Origin of the sequence: Epilithonimonas sp., assembly GCF_036780765.1 — a bacterium.
Lineage (GTDB): Bacteria > Bacteroidota > Bacteroidia > Flavobacteriales > Weeksellaceae > Epilithonimonas.
This window is the reverse complement of the sequence record NZ_DAIQCG010000002.1, coordinates 160,521-181,874: the sequence shown is the minus strand read 5'-3', so window position 1 is coordinate 181,874 and position 21,354 is coordinate 160,521. Positions and strand designations below refer to the sequence as shown.

Sequence of the window (21,354 nt, the reverse complement as noted above, 5' to 3'; positions counted from 1 at the left end):
ATTAATTGTTACCATTGATAATTAATCATTAACAATTGACAATTAAATCCCGTTTCTACTCCACTCGCTCCAGCTCCCAACATAAAGATTCGGAATATCGAAACCTGCATAATCCAAAGCCAAAAGAGAATGACAAGCCGTTACGCCACTTCCACAATGGAAAATGATTTTGTTTTTCTCATAGTTATCAAATAATTCCGAATACAGATTCCTGAGAACCTCCGGAGACTTGAACAAACCTTTCTCATCCAGATTATCGATGAACGGAAAATTCTGAGCATTCGGGATATGTCCTGCAACCAAATCAATTGGCTCCATAATCCCATCATAACGTTGCGATTCTCGAACATCTACAATTACTGATTCTGCATCCTGCGTTGCTTTTTTCACATCATCAATCCAAAACTGTGGTAACTGCCAATCTTGGTAATCAGAAATATATTTGGTTTCAGGATAATACTCGTCAACAGAACTTAATGGGTAATTCTGATTTTCTGCAGCTTGCAATCCGCCATTCAGAACCTGAACATTGTTGTGACCAACCGCACGCAACATCCACCAAAATCTCGCAGCAGCATTAGCGCCATTTTTATCATCGTAAATTACAACGTGAGAATCTTTATCAATTCCTAGTGTGCCCAAAGTTTTTACAAAATCTTCAAACTTCGGAAGCGGATGACGACCTCCATTTTTAGGATTATCTATTTCTGCCAAATCAGAATTCAGGTCAACAAAAACCGAATTTTCAAGATGTTTTTTAAGATAGTCTTCTTTAGCACTGGAACCAGTTCTGACATCAAAAATTCTGAGATTTTGATTTTCAGATATCTGTGTTAGTTCATCAACTTCTATTATTGGCGACAGATTTTGCATATTATGAAATTTTTAAAAAATTTATTGGAATTCTTTTTGATTCTCAATCCCAAATTTAATTAGATTTGCCAATCAAGAAAAGTAAAAATGAAACTATGACAGAAAAAATTCTCATCACAGGTGCGCTGGGACAAATTGGAACAGAACTAACAGTAAGATTATCAGAAATTTATGGTAAAGAAAACGTTATTGCTTCTGGTCTGGATAAGTGGAAAGAAGGCATTACCGAAGCTGGTTATTACGAGAGATTAGATGTGACTAATTTCCAAGCTGTTACAGACGTTATCAAAGAACATAACATCACAACAGTTTATCATTTAGCATCACTTTTATCCGGAACTTCAGAAAAGCAACCACTATTTGCCTGGAAACTGAATCTCGATCCATTGATCCACCTTTGCGAATTGGCAAAAGAAGGAACCTTGAAGAAGATTTTCTGGCCAAGTTCTATTGCTGTTTTTGGGAAAGGAATTCCTAAAGAAAATGTGGGACAAGACGTTGTTTTGAATCCAACAACCGTTTACGGAATTTCAAAAATGGCCGGCGAAAAATGGTGCGAATATTACTTTGAAAAATACGGCGTTGATATCAGAAGCATCCGTTATCCTGGTTTGATTTCTTGGAAAGCACCAGCAGGTGGAGGTACTACAGATTATGCCGTTGAGATATTTTATGAGGCTGTAGAAAACGGAAAATACACAAGCTTCATTAGTGAAAATACAGCGATGCCAATGTTGTATATGGACGACGCCATTGATGCAACCATCAAGTTAATGACAGCTCCAAAAGAACAGGTAAAAATACGTTACTCTTACAACCTTGGAGGGATGAGTTTTACACCTCAAGAATTGGCTAGCGAAATCAAAAAAACAATGCCGGATTTTGAGATAAAATATGAGCCAGATTTCCGTCAGGCCATTGCAGATTCTTGGCCAGCGAGTATTGATGATTCTGCTGCAAAACAAGATTGGGGATTAGATTACAAATTTGACATTTCTTCTATGTCAATAGATATGATAAATAATCTTAAAAAGAAATTAAGCAAATAGCAAAATCTGAATAATCAATTTAAGTTAAATACATTTTAACATTTGATTTTGAATTAATTATAAATAAAATATAAATTTTGGTTTAAGTGGTTTTATTGACTTTTAACATATCAATTTCTGAAAATATAATATTAAAAAACAAAAATATTCCGGAAACTGAATTGATTACATCTATCGAAGATAAAGCAGAAGTCATTCTTCTTTTGTTAGAGACCCACGATTTCAAGGCCACATTCTTTGTTGAGGTTTCTATTGTTGACAAGCTGAAAAAACTCCTAAAAAAGATTTCATTTTCAAGACACGAAATTGCATTTTACAACGTCAATTCTACGCCAGAAAACATAGAAAAAACCAAGCAGAATTTGGAGCAATTTTTGGAAAAACCAGTTCGCGGTTTGAGACAAAAACACCATCAGATTTCTTATTTAGAAATCAAGAATTTGGACTTCAATTACGTCTCGAATATCGAAGAATCTAAGCTCAATTTTCTATGGCGAAAACTGACTTCAAAAACTCACATTCACATCGAAAATGATTTAACGATAGTTCCAGAAAGTCAGTCGCCCTACTCTCAACTTCCGTTCAATGATTATGTCTTTCAGGTCACACCAATGAAGTATTATGAGAATATGCTTTTGGAGAGTTTGAAGAATAATGAGTACGTGATGATTTACGTTAATGCATGGCAATTTTTCAATCAAAATGAGTCGCCATTTGACTTACCATTTTACAAAAAGATAAACACAGGTCGCACATTTGAAGACCGTCTTGAGCAGCTTTTTCAGTTCATTGATGAGAATGAAATAGCTGTATCGAGAATGAAGGATTATTTGTTTTAATGAGCTTAAAAAGCTTTCAATTTCAATTTTCAGATTCAGCAAATAATGAAATATATTTTTGAATAATTGATAATATTATTAAAGCAAAGTTAGAGTACAGAAAGTGTACAGCGACCTTACAGAAACCATACAGAAAAGCCTGTTATCATTCTATTGATCAACAGGCTTTTTTATTATTAAAAAGAGAATTAATAAATTAACTCAACTCAAAAACTGTAATCTCAGGCAATACGCCTACTCTACCAGGGTATCCAATCACACCAAAACCACGATTAACATAAAGATATTTATCACCGGTTTGGTACAAATCTGCCCATTTAGGATATTTGAATTTAACAGGTGACCATTTGAAGTTTTTCAAATCAATTCCGAACTGCATCCCGTGCGTATGCCCGGAAAGTGTTAATTGGATGTCTTTTGGATGGTTTCTCACTACAGCATCAAAATGTGACGGGTCGTGCGACATTAGTATTTTACAAGCTTCTACAGGAACATCTTGCGTTGCTTTATCCAAATCTCCAAATTGCGGAAACGGTGGAATTCCCCAGTTTTCCACACCAAGAATATACAACTTCTCACAATTTTTTTCAATCACCCTATTTTCATTTCTGAGCATCTCGAAGCCAGCTTTGCGCTCGTTTTCTATAAGCTTCGGAATATTATTCTTTTGTTCATCGATATTTTTCCAAACCCCATATTCGCCGTAATCGTGGTTCCCAAGAACAGCGAACTTTCCATCTTTGCCCTTAATCTGAGAAAATAAATCGATAAAAGGAATGAACTCATCCGCATAATTATTAACCATATCTCCGGTAAAGAGCACTAAATCTGCATTTTGTTCATTAATCAAATCAATAGCGTGTTGCAACTTCTTAGGATTCTGAAAACTTCCGCTGTGAACATCAGAAATCTGAACGATTTTATAACCTTTGAAGCTTGCTGGTAGATTTTTCAATTTAAGTCTAACAATTCGTGCTTTGTGACGGTATTTCCCGAAGACAATTCCATCCAAAACCATTCCTGCTAAAATCGCACCTGAACCAAGTCCAACCAAGCTGATAAACTTCCTCCTTGACGGATAAACGTGATTATCTGTTGCTACATAATTGTAACCAAAATTCAGAAGCCTGATGATATCTTCAATCAAAAGAAAAATAGCGACCAAAATCTTCGGCAGAACAAAGATTAAAATGACTGAAAAGACGATTTGAAAATTCAGATATTTGTGAGAAGCTCTGTTGAAAGTCACGACAGAATAAATCAGAAATGTGTAAATCAGAATCGTCGGAATCCAATAAATAAATCTTGCATTCTGGCTCGTGTAAATCGTTTTAAAGGCTTGATAAACATAAGTTTCCAGCACTAAAAAAACTCCTAGAAGAAATAAAATATTCTTTTGCATACTATGATATAAAAAAAACAAAAGGAATAAAAAATCATTCCTTTTGCAATTATAAACGTTTAAAATTGAATTTTACTTTAATTCAAAATGATTTATCTTAAATTTTCCCTTCAGGAAACTTGTAAACAACACAATTGATGTTCATCCCAGCGCCAACAGATGTAAACAAAATATGAGAACCTGGTGTGAACTGCTGACCTTCCATTTTTCCTTTTCTGATTAAATCAAACAAAGTCGGAACCGTAGCAACTGAAGAATTCCCTAATTCCTGAATCGTCATTGGAGAAATCGCGTGGTCATATTCTTTTTGTCCGTATAACTTGAAAAGTCTACCAATCATCGCATAATCCATCTTTGCATTAGCTTGATGAATCAAAACTTTGCTGATATCAGAAATATCAAGATTAGCTTTTTCAATCGTTGCTTTTATTGCGTCAGGAACATTTTTCAGAGCATATTCGTAGATTTTACGACCTCTCATTCTGATGTATAATTTGCTTTGGTCAGATTCAAGATTTAATGAAGGTGCATTTTCCAAGAAACAAAGTTCTTCACCGTTGTCGCAAAGCGTATTATCTGCAATTACGCCAACATTTTCTTCATCTGTAGCTCTCACAACAACCGCTCCAGCACCATCTGAGAAAATCATTTTGTTTCTGTCAAAAGGGTCAGTCACTCTGCTCAAAGTTTCTGAACCAACAACCAAAACAGTTTTTGCTTTGCCTGCTTTTATCATCGTATCTGCAAGAATCAAAGATTCTACCCAACCTGGACAACCAAAAATCATATCATAATTGACACAAGTCCTTCTTTTAATTCCCAATTTACCTTTCAATCTTGCAGAAAGAGAAGGCATAAAATTCGGAACACCATCAGTATCTACTTCTCCAAAATTGGTTGCAAAAATGATGTAATCTATCTCTTCTTTATCAATCCCAGCGTCTTCAATCGCTATCAAAGAAGCTCTGTGAGCCAAATCCGAGTTAAAATCTTCCGGATTCATATATCGTCTTCTTTCGATTTCTGTAATATCTACAAACTTCTCGATGATTTCCTCAGTTGGTTTCTCAATCAATTGATTATTATCATCATAGAAAATCGAGTCCTTGAAATGAGAACCTTCTATTACGTTTTCCGGGATATAACTTCCGGAGCCAATGATTACTGTATTAGGCATTGATTTAAAAAAAATTTGAATGCAAAATTACGCAAAAATTAATTTATAGAATTTTATTTCTTTAAGATTTCTTTAGGAAATTCCCATAATTCGTTTGACAATTCCCACTTAAGACCTATCAACACTATATAGATTCACATACTTTTATATAATAATTAAATATTACAATTTGAAATTCTTTTTGGAATTTATATTTTTGACGGATGTTTGAATTCCAAACCATACAACAACCGATTGAAGATATTTTGCTCAAAGAAAAAGGAAGCAAGTTTATTGGATTCGCCTATCCGGTAAATTCTGAGTCTGATATTAAGGAGTCATTAAATCATTTAAAATCGATTCATCCAAAAGCAACACATCATTGTTATGCTTACAGATTAGGAATTAATGGAGAAAATTATCGTGCTAATGATGACGGCGAACCTTCTGGAAGTGCTGGCTTACCGATTTACAATCAGCTTCTCGCTCACCAAATCACAAATATTTTATTAGTTGTAATAAGATATTATGGAGGAACGAAATTAGGTGTCGGCGGATTAGTAAAAACTTACAAAGAATCAGCGAAATACACTCTGGAACAAGCCAAAATTATCACTAAAGAATTAGAATCTAAAATTGAACTGAAATTCAAATTCTCGCAACAAAATCAGATTTTTACTTTACTTAATAAATATGATGCAAAAATTCTTGACTTCGATGCTCAGGAAATTTGCATTATCAATGCTAATATAAAGACGTCTAAAAAAGAAAACATCTCAGACGAATTGTCCGAGATGCTTTTGGAATTTAATTTTTCATAACTTTTAATCCCTTCTATTTCCCAATAACATAGAAGCAAAATAAAGCAGTTGTGCCAAAGAGCCGAGCGCTGCAACAACGTATGTTCTCGCTGCCCATTTCAAAGAATCTTCCGCGCCTTCATATTCTTCTGCTGTTACCGTACCTGTAGATTTTAACCATTGCAAAGCACGATTACTTGCATCATACTCTACTGGCAATGTTATAAATGCAAACAATGTTGTTACCGCAAACAAGATTACGCCAATTGCTAAAACTGTTGTATTTCCGTTTGGATTATCAATACTTCTGGTTGCTGCCATTATAGCAATTCCCGCAAACAAGACGAATTGTAATAAGTTGGAACTGATATTAACAATTGGAACCATTTTCGACCTCAATTGTAACATAGAATAACCTACTGCATGTTGTACAGCGTGACCGCATTCGTGAGCGGCAACCGCAGCTGCAGCTGCATTCCTTTGCATATAAACCGCTTCCGAAAGATTTACTGTTTTATTTTCAGGATTATAATGGTCAGACAAATGTCCCGGAACAGAAACTACCTGAACATCGGTAATCCCGTTGTCTCTCAACATTTTTTCCGCAACTTCTTTTCCAGACATTCCATTTCTTAGATGGACTTTGGAATAATATTCGAATTTCGATTTCAGTCTAGAAGAAACTATCCAACTCAACAACATCGAAATCCCTATAATTAAATAATAACCAGTCATTTTTTATATAATTTACATTAAAATAAATCTATGATTTTTGAGTAAAAATTATGCCAAAGCATTGCACATTTTACCTTAAAAACTATCTTTGTCATATTGATAAGCAAGAATATGGAAAACATCATTATAAAGCAAGTGGTTACAGAAAGTGATTTGATAAAATTCATAAAATTTCCGATGGAATTATACAAAAACAACCCGAATTTTGTTCCGCCACTCATCAACGATGAAAAAGATATTTGGAACAAGGACGAAAATCCTGCTTTGCTCTATTCTGTTGCGAAACAATTTTTAGCTTATAAAAATGATAAAATCGTTGGCAGAATTGCTGTGATGATTAATAATAAGGAAGCTCAGGAATTAGGAATCAAAAAAGTGAGATTCGGATGGATTGATTTTATTGATGATGAGGAAGTTTCCAAAGCTCTGATTGATGAAGCGATTAAATACGCCAAAGAAAATCAAATCGATAAAATCGAAGGCCCAATGGGATTCACCAATCTTGACAAAGCCGGAATGTTGATTTTTGGTTTTGATAAATTAGCAACGATGATTGGGATTTACAACTTCGAATATTATCCAAAACATCTTGAGAAATTAGGTTTGGTTAAGGAAAAAGAATGGGTTGAATTTGAATTGCAATTCCCTGATGTTTTGCCAGAAAAAGTGGAGAAATTCAGTTCTTTAATTGCTCAGAAATATAAACTGAGAACTTTAAAATTCAATAACAAAAAAGAGATTCTTCCCTATGTTGAGCCGATGTTCAAATTATTGGACGAAACTTACAAATCACTTTCCACGTACACACCAATTTCGGACGAGCAAATCAAATCTTATAAAGAGAAATATTTCAGTTTCATCGATAAAGATTATATCACTTGCGTTGCGGATGAGAATGACCATTTAGTTGCTTTTGCGATTACAATGCCTTCTTATTCTAAAGCTTTACAGAAAGCCAACGGAAAGCTTTTCCCGTTTGCTTGGTGGCATTTTTTACAAGCTGGAAAGAAAAACGACAGAGCTAATTTTTATTTAATTGGAATTCATCCAGAATATCAAAGACGTGGCGTAACTTCTATGATTTTCAAATCCATACAAATGAACCTTAAAAGTAAAGGCATTAAATTTTTGGAAACCAATCCAGAGTTAGAAGAAAACAAAAATGTACAGGTACTTTGGCAAGATTACCATCCGGTACATCACAAAAGCAGAAGAACCTACTCTTTGAACATCAATGATTAATTTAGTTAAACAATTGTTTAACTAAATTATATTTCAACCCCGATTTCTGACCTTTAAAATCCAACTCAATTGAAAAAGCAACTTTACATATACGCTGGTCTTATCATTTTGTTTGTCGCTTACAATTTCTATAAGCCTGTGGAAGATGACAAATTGGACGCTATCATCAATATCTTGTTTGCCAGCGTATTGTTTCTCTACATCGCTTATATTGCATATCTCGTTCTCAAGAAGATAAACAAGAAAGACTAACAAATCCTTATTTATAACTGTTCTAAATTTACAAAAACAGAGCTTTGTCTGCTTTTCCGAAGGCCGATAATTTAATATATTAAATCTTTATTTAGTATTTTTGCATAGTTAAATTTAGACTTTATGAATTTACCAGAAAATTATATTCCAATACTCATTCAAGCAGGAGTTGGATTAGGCTTTGTTATCGTTTCTTTATTGGGTGCCCATTTCTTGGGACCACAGCAGAAGAAAGGAAATTCTGTTAAAAACCAAAGCTGGGAATGTGGTGTTGCTGTAGAAGGAAACGCAAGAACACCTTTTTCCATCAAGTATTTCTTAACAGCTGTATTGTTTGTGCTATTCGATATAGAAATCGTATTTTTTTATCCTTATGCTGTCAACTTCAGAGAATTTGGAATGGAAGGCTTTTTAGCAGTTCTTACATTCGTAGCTATTTTCTTTGTAGCGTTTTTTTATGTTTGGAAACGTGGCGCATTGGATTGGGATAAGTAAAATAATTTTAAATTATGAATTATAAATTTTAGATAAGAGTTTTGAATTAATTTAAAATCTAAAATTTACAATCTAAAATCAAGAAAGAATGTCAGATAAAAAACCAGTAATAATAACAGATGCGCCAGCTCCGGAAGGATTTGAAGGAGAAGGATTTTTTGCTACTAAGCTGAGCAGTGTAATTGGGATGGCAAGAAAGTTTTCACTTTGGCCTTTACCATTTGCAACTTCTTGTTGTGGTATCGAGTTTATGGCGACATTGAATCCAACTTATGACGCTTCAAGATTTGGTATGGAAAGAAACTCTTTCTCACCAAGACAAGCAGATATGTTGATGGTTTGCGGAACTATTTCTAAGAAATTAGGTCCTGTTTTGAAAGAAGTTTACACCCAAATGGCTGAGCCAAAATGGGTTGTTGCTGTCGGAGCTTGTGCTTCCAGTGGTGGGATTTTCGATACGTATTCGGTTCTTCAGGGAATTGATAAAATCATACCTGTCGATGTTTACGTGCCAGGATGCCCGCCAAGACCAGAACAGATTATTGAAGGTGTGATGCAGGTGCAGGCTCTTGCCGAAAGCGAAAGTATAAGAAGAAGAGATACGCCGGAGTACCAGGCACTTTTAGACTCTTATAATATTAGTAATTAAAATTCGCCTCAAGGATTTTTAATTTTGAATTTAATTATGACGAACGAGTTTGTATTAGAAGCCATTACTAGAGAATTTGCGGATTCCGTGATTTCCAGCTCAGAACCATATGGAATGCTGACTGTAGAAATAAAAAAAGATGATATCAAGAAAGTGATCCATTACCTTAAAGATTCTTCTTTGGAAATTAATTTCCTAACGGATATCTGTGGGATTCATTATCCAGAGACACCCGAAAAAGAAATAGGTGTAATCTACCATTTACATAATATGATGACGAATTTCAGAATTCGTCTCAAGGTATTTATGTCCAGAGAAAACATAGAAGTAGATTCTCTTGTAGAATTATATGCCGGAGCAAACTGGATGGAGAGGGAAACTTTTGATTTTTATGGAATTAAATTCAAAGGTCATCCGGATTTGAGACCAATTCTAAATATGGAAGATTTAGGATATCATCCAATGTTGAAGGAATATCGTTTGGAAGACGGGACAAGGACAGATAAGAACGACGCTATGTTCGGAAGATAATATAGCCAATGGCTGATGAAATGTAGCCAGAAGCAAATAGCTAAAAGCAAATATTATGAAAGATAACTCATTATCTAATATACTAAACCAATACGAAAGCAAGGAGCAAATCGACGGACAATTGTACACGTTGAATCTTGGTCCTACTCACCCTGCGACTCACGGGATTTTCCAGAACGTTCTTACGATGGACGGAGAAAGGATTCTTCACGCAGAGCAAACCGTTGGTTATATCCATAGAGCGTTTGAGAAGATTTCCGAAAGAAGAAACTTTTCTCAGATTACAACGCTCACCGATCGTATGAACTACTGTTCTGCGCCTATCAATAACCTTGGTTGGCATATGACTGTAGAAAAACTGATTGGTGTCGAAGTTCCAAAGCGTGTAGATTATATGCGTGTGATCTTGATGGAATTAGCAAGAATTGGCGATCATTTGATTTGCAACGGTGTAACGGGAATGGACTCAGGAGCTATTACAGGTCTTACCTATATGTTCATCGAAAGAGAGCGCATCTACGATATGTACGAGCAAATCTGTGGGGCGAGAATGACAACCAATATGGGAAGAATCGGAGGTTTCGAAAGAGATTTCACTCCGAAGTTCCACGAACTTATCAAAGATTTCTTAAAGACTTTCCCACCAAGATTCCAAGAATTCTGTAATCTTTTGGAGAGAAACAGAATATTTATGGACAGAACGATTGGCGCAGGAGCAATTTCAGCAGAAAGAGCTTTGAGTTATGGTTTCACTGGTCCAAACTTGCGTGCTGCCGGTGTAGATTATGATGTGAGAGTCGCACAACCTTATTCTTCTTACCAAGATTTTGATTTCATTATTCCTGTAGGAACTGCTGGAGATACTTATGACCGTTTTATGGTTCGTCAGCAGGAAGTTTGGGAATCAATCAAAATCATCAAACAAGCTTACGAAAATCTGCCAGAAGGTCCTTTCCACGCAGATGTTCCAGAATTTTATCTTCCAGAAAAAGCAGACGTTTATCAAAAAATGGAAGCTTTGATTTACCATTTCAAAATCGTAATGGGAGAAACTGATGTTCCTAAAGGCGAAGTTTACCACGCTGTTGAAGGTGGAAACGGAGAATTAGGTTTCTATCTTGTGAGCGATGGCGGAAGAAGTCCTTACAGACTACATTTCAGAAGACCTTGTTTCATCTATTATCAGGCGTATCCGGAAATGATTCAGGGTTCGGTAATCTCTGACGCAATCGTAACGATGTGTAGCATGAATATTATTGCGGGAGAATTAGACGCATAAAAGAAATTATAGATGTTAGATTATAAATTTTAAATTAATCTAAACTCTTTAAATATAAATTAATATCACAATTGATAAGATTTTTAGAACCACGATTTTCATCTAAAATCTAAAATCTAAAATCTAAAATCTTTAAATATGAGCGCAACAATTGCTTTTAAACCTGAAAGCTTAGCACAGGTTCATAAAATTATCGCAAGATATCCGGAAGGCAGACAAAAATCTGCTCTTATTCCTGTTTTGCATTTGGCACAAAAAGAATTCGATGGTTGGTTGGCAGTTCCAGTAATGGATTATGTAGCGGAATTATTGAATATCACTCCTATTGAAGTCTATGAAGTAGCGACTTTTTATACGATGTTCAATATGAAACCGGTTGGGAAATATGTGTTGGAAGTTTGCAGAACCGGACCTTGTATGCTGAACGGAAGTGAAAATATCTTAGACCACATCCGCACAAAACTGAATATCAAAGATGGAGGAACTTCTGAAGACGGATTATTCACTCTGAAGCCTGCTGAATGTTTAGGAGCATGTGGATATGCACCAATGATGCAGCTGGGGAAATTCTATCACGAAAATTTAACAATTGAAAAAGTTGACGAAATCCTTGAACTTTGCAGACAAGGAGCAATCGCTTTAGATTAATATTAAAGAAATGAGTAAAAAACTTTTACTTAAAAATGCACATATAGAGGGGATTCGTTATTTCGAAACTTACCGCAAACACGGTGGTTACGAAGCAGCGGAAAAAGCTCTTAAAATGAAACCTGAAGAAATCTTGGAAGAAGTTAAAACTTCCGGACTTCGTGGTCGTGGTGGCGCTGGTTTCCCTACCGGAATGAAGTGGAGTTTCCTTGCAAAACCAGAAGGTGTTCCAAGACATTTGGTCGTCAATGCTGATGAATCTGAACCTGGAACTTTTAAAGACAGATATCTGATGGAGTTTCTTCCACATCTTTTGATTGAAGGAATGTTGATTTCGTCTTACACTTTAGGTTCCAACACATCCTATATATATATAAGAGGAGAATATTCTTGGATTCCAGATATTTTGGAAGAAGCAATCGAAGAAGCGAAAGCGGCTGGATTTCTTGGGAAAAATATCTTAGGAACTGGTTTCGATTTGGAGATTTATGTTCAAAGAGGTGCTGGTGCTTACATTTGTGGAGAAGAAACGGCTCTTCTTGAATCTCTTGAAGGAAGAAGAGGAAATCCAAGATTGAAGCCGCCTTTCCCAGCTGTAAAAGGACTTTGGGAAAGACCTACAGTTGTAAACAATGTTGAATCTATCGCAGCTGTTGTTCCAATCATCGAAATTGGTGGCGCTGAATATGCTAAAATTGGAGTTGGTCGTTCTACTGGAACTAAATTGATTTCCGCTTGTGGTAACATCAACAAACCAGGCGTTTATGAAATCGATATGACGATTACGGTTGAAGAATTTATTTACTCTGATGAATATTGTGGTGGAATCCCGAACGGTAAAAAGCTGAAAGCTTGTATTCCTGGAGGTAGTTCTGTTCCAATTGTCCCAGCCAATTTATTATTGAAAACCATCAATGGCGAACCAAGATATATGAATTATGAATCTTTGGCTGACGGTGGCTTTGCGACCGGAACAATGATGGGTTCAGGAGGATTTATTGTTTTGGATGAAGACCAATGTGTGGTTAATCATACAATGACTTTAGCAAGATTCTACAACCACGAGAGTTGTGGACAATGTACACCTTGCCGTGAAGGAACGGGTTGGATGTACAAAATCTTGAAAAAAATAGAAAAAGGAGAAGGTAAAATGGAAGACATCGATTTACTTTGGGATATCCAGAGAAAAATCGAAGGAAATACTATTTGTCCTTTGGGAGATGCTGCTGCTTGGCCGGTTGCTGCTGCTATCAGACACTTCAGAGATGAGTTCGAATGGCACGTGAACAACCCTGAGTTGAGCCAGACTCAAAATTACGGAATCGCCAACTACGCTGACCCAATACCAGCAGTGGCTAACAATTAAGAATAGAATTTGAGTTTTCAAATTCATTAAGATAATGAAGAAGTTCTTTGAATTAGTTTTTGTATTTTTTGTTGGGATAACAATGTTGTTTGGACAAAATGAAGATACTGTTAATCAAATTGAATATAATCAATCTAAATTTTCCAAGGGAACAATGTTCGTATATTGGGGTTGGAACAGAGCGGGATTTAGCAAGTCTGATATTAGATTCAAAGGAAATGGTTATGATTTTACTTTGAATAATGTAGTTGCTCACGACAGACCATCTGAATTAAGTATGGCTTACATCGATCCAACCAGACTTTCGATTCCGCAATTTAATTTTAGATTAGCTTATTTTATTAAGGATAATTTGGCTCTTGTAATTGCTCAAGACCATATGAAATATGTAATGGACCAGAATCAGACTGTAAATATTGATGGTCATATTTCAGACCCAACTTATGCAGGGATGGTTCAAAATGGTCAGGTTAATTTATTGGATGAACAATTTTTGACATTTGAACATACTGATGGACTTAATTATATCAATCTAGGTCTGGAAAAATACAAAAACGTATTATCCAAAAAAGATTTTAATATGTTTTGGGCTTACGGAGGCGGAATTGGTGCTCTGATGCCGAAAAGTAATGTTAAACTTTTTGGAAACGAAAGAAGTGATAGATACCATTTAGCAGGATTCGGATTGGATGCGAGAACTAGTATTAATACTGTTTTTTGGAATCATTGGATGGCAAGAATAGAAGGAAAATTCGGGTATATCAATATGCCGGATATCAAAACTACACTTAATAATAAACCTGATAAAGCGAGTCAGGACTTTGTATTCTACCAAGTTAATTTTGGAATCGGATACGTATTTAATAGAAAAATAAAAAGTTAAGATATTTTAAATATATCTTAGAAAAATAAATAGAATTGACATAAGATTTGGAACTACGATTTTCACCAAAAATCTAAAATCTAAAATCTAAAATCTTGAAATATGAGCGAAGAAGTCAAAAAATTTAAAGTAACCATAGACGGACAAACTACCGAAGTTTTGCCTGGTACTTCTATTTTGGAAGCAGCAAGACAAATCGGAGGAAAATCTGTTCCACCTGCAATGTGCTATTACAGTAAATTGGAGACAAGTGGTGGTAGATGTAGAACTTGTCTTGTAGAGGTTTCTAAAGGTTCTGAAGCAGACCCAAGACCAATGCCAAAATTGGTTGCAAGCTGTAGAACTGGTGTGATGGACGGAATGGAAGTGAAAAACTTAACTTCTGAAAAAGCACAGGAAGGTAGAAAAGCGGTTACAGAATTCCTTTTGGTAAATCACCCATTGGATTGTCCTGTTTGTGACCAGGCTGGAGAATGTCATCTTCAGGATTTGGGTTACGAGCACGGAAATCTTGAAACCAGAACAGAATTCGAAAGAAATACTTACGATGCAGACGACATCGGTCCATACATCAAATTGAATATGAACCGTTGTATCCTTTGTGCACGATGTGTATTGGCTGCGAATCAGTTAACTGAGAAAAGAGAACACGGAATCCTTTACAGAGGTGACCACGCAGAAATATCAACAATGTTGAACAAAGCTTTGGACAATGATTTCATCGGAAACGTGATTGATGTTTGTCCTGTAGGCGCTTTGACGGATAGAACTGCGAGATTCGCAAGCAGAGTTTGGTTTACTAAACCTTATAATGCAACTTGCAAATGTGATAAATGTAGCGGAAAAGCCGTACTTTGGATGAAGGGAGATGAAGTTGTAAGAGTAACTGCTAGAAAAGACCAATACGGCGAAGTTGAAGATTGGATTTGCAACGAATGTCGTTTTGAGAAAAAAGATACTGCCCTTTGGAACATCGAAGGACCAAGACATATCGACAGACATTCTGTAATTTCTCTTAACCACTACGAGAAAAAAACAGATAGCTATAATGTTTTGGATAATCCAGAAGCTAAAGAAATTGGTGTTGCAGACGAAATAGAAATTGAAAAATTAGATAGTTAATAAAAATTTAAACTCATTTTGAACTTTAAATTTTGAACTTATAAAATATGGAATTACTGACTTTTAAAATCATATTAGTACTTGCTTTATTCCTTTTAGCGCTTACTATTGCTGCCTACTCTACTTGGGCAGAAAGAAAAGTAGCATCTATAATGCAAGACCGTATCGGACCAAACAGAGCGGGACCATTCGGGTTATTACAACCTTTGGCAGATGGTGGTAAATTTTTCTTTAAAGAAGATTTTACTCCTCAAAATGCAGAAAAGTTCCTTTTCATTTTAGGACCATCTTTGGTAATGTTTATTTCCTTAATTACTGGAGCAGTAATTCCTTGGGGGAAAACATTGAATTTCGGAGGTATTTCTTACGATTTACAAGTTGCTAACATTGATGTTGGTGTTCTTTTCATCATCGGAATGGCTTCTATCGGAGTTTATGGAATTATGATTGGAGGTTGGGCTTCTAACAACAAATATTCATTATTAGGCGCAATCAGAGCTTCTTCTCAGATGATTTCTTACGAATTGGCAATGGGATTATCATTGTTGTCAATTATTATGATGTCTGGAAGTTTGGATTTAAAATTAATTACAGAAGCACAATCGGCTGGAAAAATTTGGGGATTCATTCCTGCGATTTCCGGAATCAACTGGAACATCCTTTATCAGCCTTTAGCTTTCCTAATATTTTTCATTGCTGCAATGGCAGAAACCAACCGTCATCCATTCGATTTACCTGAATGTGAATCTGAATTGGTAACTGGCTATTCTACCGAATATTCATCAATGAAATTAGGACTATATATGTTTGGAGAGTATGTGAATATGTTCATTTCCAATGCATTTATGGTAGTTCTTTTCTTCGGAGGTTACAATTATCCTGGAATCGACTGGGTAACTCACAATTGGGGAGAAAATATTGCAGGTGTTTTGAGTATTGTGGCTTTCTTAACAAAAACAATCATCGGAATTTTAATCTTTATGTGGATTAGATGGACACTTCCGAGATTCAGATATGATCAATTGATGCACCTTGGATGGAAAACGTTGATTCCATTAGCTTTGGTGAATCTAATTGCTACAGGTGCTGTGATTTTAGCATTTGGAAATTAAAAAATTGAAAATTTGATAATGAGGTGATGTGATAATATGATTCAAAATCTAATATCTAACATCTGACTTCTAACATCTAACTTATATTAAATGAAACTTACTAATAGGTCAAAAGTTGTTTCTAATAAAGAAATGACTCTGGGTGAAAAAATCTATTTGCCGGCGATTTTCAAAGGTATGGGAATCACTTTCAAACACGCTGTAAGAACTGTGTTGAAAGGTGCTCCTGCAGTATATTCTTATCCAGAGGTTCAGAAACCAAGAGCAGAAATCTGGAGAGGACAACACGTTTTGAAGCGTGATGAAGAAGGTAGAGAAAGATGCACAGCTTGCGGACTTTGCGCAGTAGCTTGTCCTGCAGAAGCCATTACAATGACAGCTGCTGAAAGAACAAAAGAAGAAAAACATCTTTACAGAGAGGAGAAATATGCATCTATCTATGAAATCAATATGTTAAGATGTATCTTCTGCGGAATGTGTGAAGAAGCTTGTCCTAAATCTGCGATCTATCTTACTGACAGATTAGTTGATGTGGAAACAAATAGAAATTCTTTTATTTATGGTAAAGATAAGCTGGTCGAAAAAATTAATGCAAGGATTGATATCACAGAGAGACAATCTGAGAAACAAAAAAATGCAGTAAAATAATGGACCAGATTTTATTTTTTATCGTAGCGTTTATCGCCATTGCAAGTGCCGTTTACTTTGTATTTGCAAGAAATCCTTTATATGCAATTCTTTCTTTGATTGTAACAATGTTCTCCATCGCGGGAATGTATATTCTTCTTAATGCGCAGTTCTTAGGTATTGTTCAAATTATCGTTTACACGGGAGCTATTATGGTTTTGTTCCTTTATATCTTGATGATGTTGAACTTGAACAAAGAAGATGAAAGCAAGAAAGACAGTCTTCCAAAATTCATTGGGATTATTTCTGTTTGTATTTTGTTTGTAGGAATGTTAGGAGCTTACAGGGGTCTTTCCGGGAAAACAACTGTTGCAGACAACATCGACCATTCGGTTGGTTTGACCAAAAATCTGGGAAGATTATTGTTTAACGAATATGTATTGCCATTCGAATTGGCTTCGATTCTGATTTTAGCAGGTATCGTGGGCGCTGTTCTTATCGGTAAAAAAGATTTATAAGATTATGGAAGTGAATACATTTATACAACAAGTACCTTTGGAATATTTCATTATTCTGAGTACCGTTTTATTTTGCCTTGGTGTTTTGGGAGTTTTGATTCGTAAAAATGCTATCGTGATTTTGGGATGTGTAGAATTGATGCTTAATTCCGTAAATCTTTTATTAGCAGCATTTTCTGCTTACAAAGGTGATAGTAACGGACAGCTTTTGGTTTTCTTCATTATGGTGGTTGCCGCAGCAGAAGTAGCTGTAGGATTAGCAATTATTGCAATGATGTACAGAAATACCAAATCTGTGGACGTGAGTATTTTTAATAAATTAAGAGGATAATAAAGGAATGGAAAATTTAGTTTACGCAATTGTACTTTTGCCTTTAGCCGGATTCCTGATTAACGGACTTTTTGGAAAAAAACTTCCGAAAGTTTTTGTTGGAGGGTTGGCAACATTAGTAGTTTTCGCTTCATTTGTTATCACAACTAGTATATTTTTAGGATTCAAAAGTGATGACGCACCAGTTATCGTAAAAGCTTTTGAATGGTTTAGAGTGAATGGGATTCAGGTTAATTTTGGTTTCCAGGTTGACCAATTATCATTGATGATGGTAATGATTATCACTGGAATTGGGTCATTAATACACCTCTACTCTATTGGCTATATGAGCCACGACAAAGGTTTCTACAAATTCTTTACATACTTGAACCTGTTTATTTTCTCGATGTTGCTTTTGGTTTTAGGAAGCAATTATCTGATTTTATTCATTGGTTGGGAAGGTGTAGGACTTTGTTCTTATTTATTGATTGGATTCTGGTACACCAACGAGGATTACGGAAAAGCAGCAAGAAAAGCTTTCATTATGAACCGTATTGGTGACTTGGCATTATTAATTGGTATTTTTACAATCGCTTCTCAAGTCAACGCTATCGATTATTTGAGCGTACAAGAGAATGCATCAAAATTCCAATTAGATAGTAATATTATTATATTCATCACGGCAAGTTTATTCATTGGAGCAACTGGAAAATCAGCTCAGGTTCCATTATATACTTGGTTACCAGACGCAATGGCTGGACCAACGCCAGTTTCAGCTTTGATTCACGCAGCAACGATGGTTACGGCTGGTATTTATTTAGTGGTGAGAAGTAATTTCTTATTTACTTTAGCACCAACTGTTCAGGACGGAATTCTATTCATCGGATTCTTGACCGCTGCATTAGCTGGCTTCTACGCACTTCGCCAGAACGATATCAAAAAAGTATTGGCATATTCTACAGTTTCGCAACTTGGATTTATGTTCATCGCTTTAGGTTTGGGCGCTTATACAACAGCAATGTTTCACGTAATGACGCACGCTTTCTTCAAGGCTTTGATGTTCTTGGGCGCTGGTTCTGTTATCCACGCAATGAGCAACGAGCAGGATATGCGTTTTATGGGTGGACTGAAGAAGTATGTTCCAATCACGCACATTACTTTCCTTATCGGAACATTGGCAATCTCAGGATTCCCATTACTTTCCGGGATGATTTCCAAAGACGAAATTTTGGTTGCAGCTTATGCTAAAAGTCCAATCTATTGGGGAATGTTATTCGTTTTGGCAGCAACAACCGCAGCATATATGTTCAGATTGTATTATTTGACTTTCCACGGCGAGTTCAGAGGTACGGAAGAACAGAAACATCATTTGCACGAGAGTCCATTTAATATGACTTTGCCATTAATTGTTTTGGCTGTCCTTTCAGTAGTTGGAGGTTTTATCAATCTTCCTCACTTCATCGGTCACGGTCATTATGCTCATTTGATGGAATGGTTGAAACCAGTATTGACGGAGCAGAGTTTCAGTGAAATGGAAGCGACACTTTCTGGTGTTGATTTTAATACAGAAATGATTCTTCTTGGAGCAACAGTTTTGATGTTCTTCAGCGTTTGGTTCATTGTTAAAAACATCTACGTTAATAAGAAGAAAATGGCTCTTCCTGAAGATAAATACACAGGTTGGGAGAAATTGTCTGCTAAAAAATTATTTGTTGATGAGATTTATAATGCGTGCATTGTAAGACCAATCGAGGAAGCTGGAAAAGCAGCTGCAATGTTTGATAAAGCAGTTCTTGACCCGATTGTGAATTTCATCGGATTAGGAGCACAAGATTCTGGACGTGCAGCGAAACGTCTCCAAAACGGAAATGTAGAAAACTATGTGCTGATTATGTCATTGGCGATAGGAATTGTATTGATTGTTAACTTTATATTGAAATAATAATGTCCTGTTTACTATTAACATTATTACTTTTACCTCTCGTAGGTTCGGTTTTACTATTTTTCTGGAAGAGTCCTTCTAGTAAATATATCGCATTGGCTTTTGGCTTTGCACAGATGTTCATCGCATTTTATATGTTAGGGAATTTCGATTTCAATCCAACTGTAGATGCGCCATTACAATACGAAATCTCTTATCCTTGGTCGAGCTATATCAAAAGCAGCTTCAACTTCGGGATTGATGGGATGAGTATGTTGATGGTTCTATTGACAAACATCTTGGTTCCAATCATTACTCTATCTTCTTTTAATGAGCAAAAAGGATATCCTAATTCTTTCTACGCATTAATATTACTAATGCAATTCGGATTGTTAGGTGTTTTCACATCGTTAGATGGATTGTTATTTTACATTTTCTGGGAAGTAACATTGATTCCAATCTGGTTAATTGCAGGACTTTGGGGTCAGGAAGATAAAAGAATCAAATTCACAACTAAGTTCTTCGTTTACACATTCGTAGGGTCGTTGTTTATGTTGATTGGATTGATTTATGTTTACAATCACGCCGCATCTTTTGCATTGACAGACCTTTACAATGCTGACCTTAATCTCAATGAACAAACGGTAATATTCTGGTTTATTTTCTTTGCTTTTGCGGTGAAATTACCGGTATTCCCTTTCCATACTTGGCAGCCTGACACTTATACTTATTCTCCTACTCAAGGTTCGATGTTGTTATCAGGTATTATGTTGAAAATGGCAGTTTACGGTGTTATGAGATATCTTCTTCCAATTACACCTTTGGCAATTGGCGGAATTTCCGGAGAGATTGTTATCATTCTTTCTGTTATCGGAATTATTTATGGCGCTTTAATCGCTTTGATTTCTACAGATACTAAGCGATTGATTGCTTATTCTTCTCTATCTCACGTTGGGTTAATTGTTGCGGGAATCTTCGCATCAGCAGTGGTGACGATGAGAGTTGGATTAGACTTCGAAGGTGCTCAAGGTGCGATGATTCAAAGTTTTGCTCACGGTATCAACGTGGTTGGATTATTCTATTGCGCCGATATTCTTTACAAAAGATTCAAAACAAGAGACATTAGAAAAATGGGAGGTTTGGCAAAAGTCGCTCCTAAATTCGCCATCTTGTTTATGATAATTTTGCTTGGGGCAACAGGAGTTCCATTAACAAACGGATTCATCGGAGAATTTATCTTATTGAAATCAATTTTCTCATACAATCTAATAATGACCGTTTTAGCTGGATTAACGTTGATTCTTGCGGCAGCTTATATGCTTAGATTCTACGGAAAAGCAATGTTTGGAAAAGGAGACGAAGCTGTTTTGGCTACAACCAAAGACATCAGTTCCGTTGAGTTCACAGTATTGGCAAGTTTATCAGTTTTCGTAATCGTTTTAGGAGTTTTTCCTCAGCCGGTTATAGAAATGGTCACAAGTTCTGTAAACTTCATCTACTCTTCTATGCTTAACTAAGATTGGATTTGAAATCAATTCAGATAAA

At 35.8% G+C, this 21,354-nt stretch carries 23 protein-coding genes; 19 read left to right on the top strand and 4 right to left on the bottom strand.

The window, feature by feature from the left end; genetic code table 11:
* Positions 1–42 precede the first annotated feature (42 nt).
* The gene (locus V7P73_RS04310) at positions 43–873 is read right to left on the bottom strand and encodes a sulfurtransferase (RefSeq protein WP_333851721.1); all 831 of its coding nucleotides are present in this window, start codon (positions 871–873) and stop codon (positions 43–45) included.
* 95 nt (positions 874–968) lie between these two features.
* On the opposite strand from V7P73_RS04310, the gene V7P73_RS04305 reads away from it, so the two are divergent.
* Positions 969–1,922 (top strand): NAD-dependent epimerase/dehydratase family protein, encoded by a 954-nt coding sequence (locus tag V7P73_RS04305; RefSeq protein WP_333851720.1) that lies wholly within the window; start codon positions 969–971, stop codon positions 1,920–1,922.
* Positions 1,923–2,008: 86 nt separating this feature from the next.
* On the top strand, positions 2,009–2,761 hold the full coding sequence (locus V7P73_RS04300) for a polysaccharide deacetylase (protein ID WP_333851719.1): 753 nt from the start codon (positions 2,009–2,011) through the stop codon (positions 2,759–2,761).
* Between the two features lie 196 nt (positions 2,762–2,957).
* On the opposite strand, the gene V7P73_RS04295 is transcribed toward V7P73_RS04300, so the two are convergent.
* A complete protein-coding gene (locus V7P73_RS04295) occupies positions 2,958–4,163 on the bottom strand; it encodes a metallophosphoesterase (protein ID WP_333851718.1) in 1,206 nt (401 codons plus the stop codon).
* Positions 4,164–4,260: 97 nt separating this feature from the next.
* Positions 4,261–5,340 (bottom strand): 3-oxoacyl-ACP synthase III family protein, encoded by a 1,080-nt coding sequence (locus V7P73_RS04290; RefSeq protein ID WP_333851717.1) that lies wholly within the window; start codon positions 5,338–5,340, stop codon positions 4,261–4,263.
* Between the two features lie 203 nt (positions 5,341–5,543).
* On the opposite strand from V7P73_RS04290, the gene V7P73_RS04285 reads away from it, so the two are divergent.
* Positions 5,544–6,140: an IMPACT family protein gene (locus V7P73_RS04285; protein ID WP_333851716.1), complete on the top strand. Its 597-nt coding sequence runs from the start codon at positions 5,544–5,546 to the stop codon at positions 6,138–6,140.
* 3 nt (positions 6,141–6,143) lie between these two features.
* Here the strand turns inward: V7P73_RS04285 and V7P73_RS04280 are convergent, their stop codons facing one another.
* Positions 6,144–6,854 carry a zinc metallopeptidase gene (locus V7P73_RS04280; RefSeq protein ID WP_333851715.1) on the bottom strand — a complete coding sequence of 237 codons (711 nt, stop codon included), beginning with the start codon at positions 6,852–6,854 and terminating at the stop codon, positions 6,144–6,146.
* Between the two features lie 111 nt (positions 6,855–6,965).
* Between V7P73_RS04280 and V7P73_RS04275 the strand changes: the two genes are divergently transcribed.
* From V7P73_RS04275 to V7P73_RS04200, 16 genes are all read left to right on the top strand, one after another.
* Positions 6,966–8,096, top strand: coding sequence for a GNAT family N-acetyltransferase (locus V7P73_RS04275; RefSeq protein WP_333851714.1), 1,131 nt, complete (start codon positions 6,966–6,968; stop codon positions 8,094–8,096).
* 69 nt (positions 8,097–8,165) lie between these two features.
* A complete protein-coding gene (locus V7P73_RS04270; protein WP_333851713.1) occupies positions 8,166–8,348 on the top strand; it encodes a hypothetical protein in 183 nt (60 codons plus the stop codon).
* A gap of 123 nt (positions 8,349–8,471) precedes the next feature.
* Positions 8,472–8,843, top strand: a complete 372-nt coding sequence (locus V7P73_RS04265) for an NADH-quinone oxidoreductase subunit A (RefSeq protein ID WP_333851712.1) — start codon at positions 8,472–8,474, stop codon at positions 8,841–8,843.
* A gap of 88 nt (positions 8,844–8,931) precedes the next feature.
* Positions 8,932–9,492, top strand: a complete 561-nt coding sequence (locus V7P73_RS04260; RefSeq protein WP_333851711.1) for an NADH-quinone oxidoreductase subunit B — start codon at positions 8,932–8,934, stop codon at positions 9,490–9,492.
* A gap of 36 nt (positions 9,493–9,528) precedes the next feature.
* Positions 9,529–10,023 (top strand): NADH-quinone oxidoreductase subunit C, encoded by a 495-nt coding sequence (locus V7P73_RS04255; RefSeq protein WP_312419161.1) that lies wholly within the window; start codon positions 9,529–9,531, stop codon positions 10,021–10,023.
* 55 nt (positions 10,024–10,078) lie between these two features.
* Positions 10,079–11,302, top strand: coding sequence for an NADH dehydrogenase (quinone) subunit D (gene nuoD / locus V7P73_RS04250; RefSeq protein WP_333851710.1), 1,224 nt, complete (start codon positions 10,079–10,081; stop codon positions 11,300–11,302).
* 138 nt (positions 11,303–11,440) lie between these two features.
* On the top strand, positions 11,441–11,950 hold the full coding sequence (locus V7P73_RS04245) for an NADH-quinone oxidoreductase subunit NuoE family protein (protein ID WP_333851709.1): 510 nt from the start codon (positions 11,441–11,443) through the stop codon (positions 11,948–11,950).
* A 10-nt stretch (positions 11,951–11,960) separates the two neighbouring features.
* Positions 11,961–13,316, top strand: coding sequence for an NADH-quinone oxidoreductase subunit NuoF (nuoF, locus tag V7P73_RS04240; RefSeq protein ID WP_313100255.1), 1,356 nt, complete (start codon positions 11,961–11,963; stop codon positions 13,314–13,316).
* A 34-nt stretch (positions 13,317–13,350) separates the two neighbouring features.
* Complete coding sequence (locus V7P73_RS04235) at positions 13,351–14,199, top strand: hypothetical protein (protein WP_333851708.1); 849 nt, start codon at positions 13,351–13,353, stop codon at positions 14,197–14,199.
* A gap of 102 nt (positions 14,200–14,301) precedes the next feature.
* Complete coding sequence (locus V7P73_RS04230; protein ID WP_333851707.1) at positions 14,302–15,321, top strand: 2Fe-2S iron-sulfur cluster-binding protein; 1,020 nt, start codon at positions 14,302–14,304, stop codon at positions 15,319–15,321.
* Positions 15,322–15,368: 47 nt separating this feature from the next.
* On the top strand, positions 15,369–16,433 hold the full coding sequence (gene nuoH / locus V7P73_RS04225; RefSeq protein ID WP_333851706.1) for an NADH-quinone oxidoreductase subunit NuoH: 1,065 nt from the start codon (positions 15,369–15,371) through the stop codon (positions 16,431–16,433).
* A gap of 90 nt (positions 16,434–16,523) precedes the next feature.
* Positions 16,524–17,081, top strand: a complete 558-nt coding sequence (locus V7P73_RS04220; RefSeq protein ID WP_333851705.1) for a NuoI/complex I 23 kDa subunit family protein — start codon at positions 16,524–16,526, stop codon at positions 17,079–17,081.
* On the top strand, positions 17,081–17,578 hold the full coding sequence (locus V7P73_RS04215) for an NADH-quinone oxidoreductase subunit J family protein (RefSeq protein WP_312764826.1): 498 nt from the start codon (positions 17,081–17,083) through the stop codon (positions 17,576–17,578). Before V7P73_RS04220 ends, V7P73_RS04215 begins: the two co-directional genes overlap by 1 nt.
* 4 nt (positions 17,579–17,582) lie before the next feature.
* A complete protein-coding gene (gene nuoK, locus V7P73_RS04210) occupies positions 17,583–17,909 on the top strand; it encodes an NADH-quinone oxidoreductase subunit NuoK (protein ID WP_333851704.1) in 327 nt (108 codons plus the stop codon).
* 7 nt (positions 17,910–17,916) lie between these two features.
* Positions 17,917–19,830, top strand: coding sequence for an NADH-quinone oxidoreductase subunit L (gene nuoL / locus V7P73_RS04205; RefSeq protein WP_333851703.1), 1,914 nt, complete (start codon positions 17,917–17,919; stop codon positions 19,828–19,830).
* A 2-nt stretch (positions 19,831–19,832) separates the two neighbouring features.
* Positions 19,833–21,326: a complex I subunit 4 family protein gene (locus tag V7P73_RS04200; protein ID WP_333851702.1), complete on the top strand. Its 1,494-nt coding sequence runs from the start codon at positions 19,833–19,835 to the stop codon at positions 21,324–21,326.
* Positions 21,327–21,354: the final 28 nt, after the last annotated feature.

Bases quoted from the DNA above. Each gene is read 5' to 3' on its own strand.
- V7P73_RS04230 (WP_333851707.1), top strand. From the start codon at position 14,302: ATGAGCGAAGAAGTCAAAAAATTTAAAGTAACCATAGACGGACAAACT.
- V7P73_RS04255 (WP_312419161.1), top strand. From the start codon at position 9,529: ATGACGAACGAGTTTGTATTAGAAGCCATTACTAGAGAATTTGCGGAT.
- nuoD (WP_333851710.1), top strand. From the start codon at position 10,079: ATGAAAGATAACTCATTATCTAATATACTAAACCAATACGAAAGCAAG.
- V7P73_RS04310 (WP_333851721.1), bottom strand. From the start codon at position 873: ATGCAAAATCTGTCGCCAATAATAGAAGTTGATGAACTAACACAGATA.
- V7P73_RS04260 (WP_333851711.1), top strand. From the start codon at position 8,932: ATGTCAGATAAAAAACCAGTAATAATAACAGATGCGCCAGCTCCGGAA.
- V7P73_RS04280 (WP_333851715.1), bottom strand. From the start codon at position 6,854: ATGACTGGTTATTATTTAATTATAGGGATTTCGATGTTGTTGAGTTGG.
- V7P73_RS04265 (WP_333851712.1), top strand. From the start codon at position 8,472: ATGAATTTACCAGAAAATTATATTCCAATACTCATTCAAGCAGGAGTT.
- nuoH (WP_333851706.1), top strand. From the start codon at position 15,369: ATGGAATTACTGACTTTTAAAATCATATTAGTACTTGCTTTATTCCTT.
- V7P73_RS04220 (WP_333851705.1), top strand. From the start codon at position 16,524: ATGAAACTTACTAATAGGTCAAAAGTTGTTTCTAATAAAGAAATGACT.
- V7P73_RS04305 (WP_333851720.1), top strand. From the start codon at position 969: ATGACAGAAAAAATTCTCATCACAGGTGCGCTGGGACAAATTGGAACA.
- nuoL (WP_333851703.1), top strand. From the start codon at position 17,917: ATGGAAAATTTAGTTTACGCAATTGTACTTTTGCCTTTAGCCGGATTC.
- V7P73_RS04295 (WP_333851718.1), bottom strand. From the start codon at position 4,163: ATGCAAAAGAATATTTTATTTCTTCTAGGAGTTTTTTTAGTGCTGGAA.
- V7P73_RS04285 (WP_333851716.1), top strand. From the start codon at position 5,544: ATGTTTGAATTCCAAACCATACAACAACCGATTGAAGATATTTTGCTC.
- V7P73_RS04290 (WP_333851717.1), bottom strand. From the start codon at position 5,340: ATGCCTAATACAGTAATCATTGGCTCCGGAAGTTATATCCCGGAAAAC.
- V7P73_RS04215 (WP_312764826.1), top strand. From the start codon at position 17,081: ATGGACCAGATTTTATTTTTTATCGTAGCGTTTATCGCCATTGCAAGT.
- V7P73_RS04235 (WP_333851708.1), top strand. From the start codon at position 13,351: ATGAAGAAGTTCTTTGAATTAGTTTTTGTATTTTTTGTTGGGATAACA.
- V7P73_RS04200 (WP_333851702.1), top strand. From the start codon at position 19,833: ATGTCCTGTTTACTATTAACATTATTACTTTTACCTCTCGTAGGTTCG.
- V7P73_RS04275 (WP_333851714.1), top strand. From the start codon at position 6,966: ATGGAAAACATCATTATAAAGCAAGTGGTTACAGAAAGTGATTTGATA.
- V7P73_RS04245 (WP_333851709.1), top strand. From the start codon at position 11,441: ATGAGCGCAACAATTGCTTTTAAACCTGAAAGCTTAGCACAGGTTCAT.
- nuoK (WP_333851704.1), top strand. From the start codon at position 17,583: ATGGAAGTGAATACATTTATACAACAAGTACCTTTGGAATATTTCATT.
- nuoF (WP_313100255.1), top strand. From the start codon at position 11,961: ATGAGTAAAAAACTTTTACTTAAAAATGCACATATAGAGGGGATTCGT.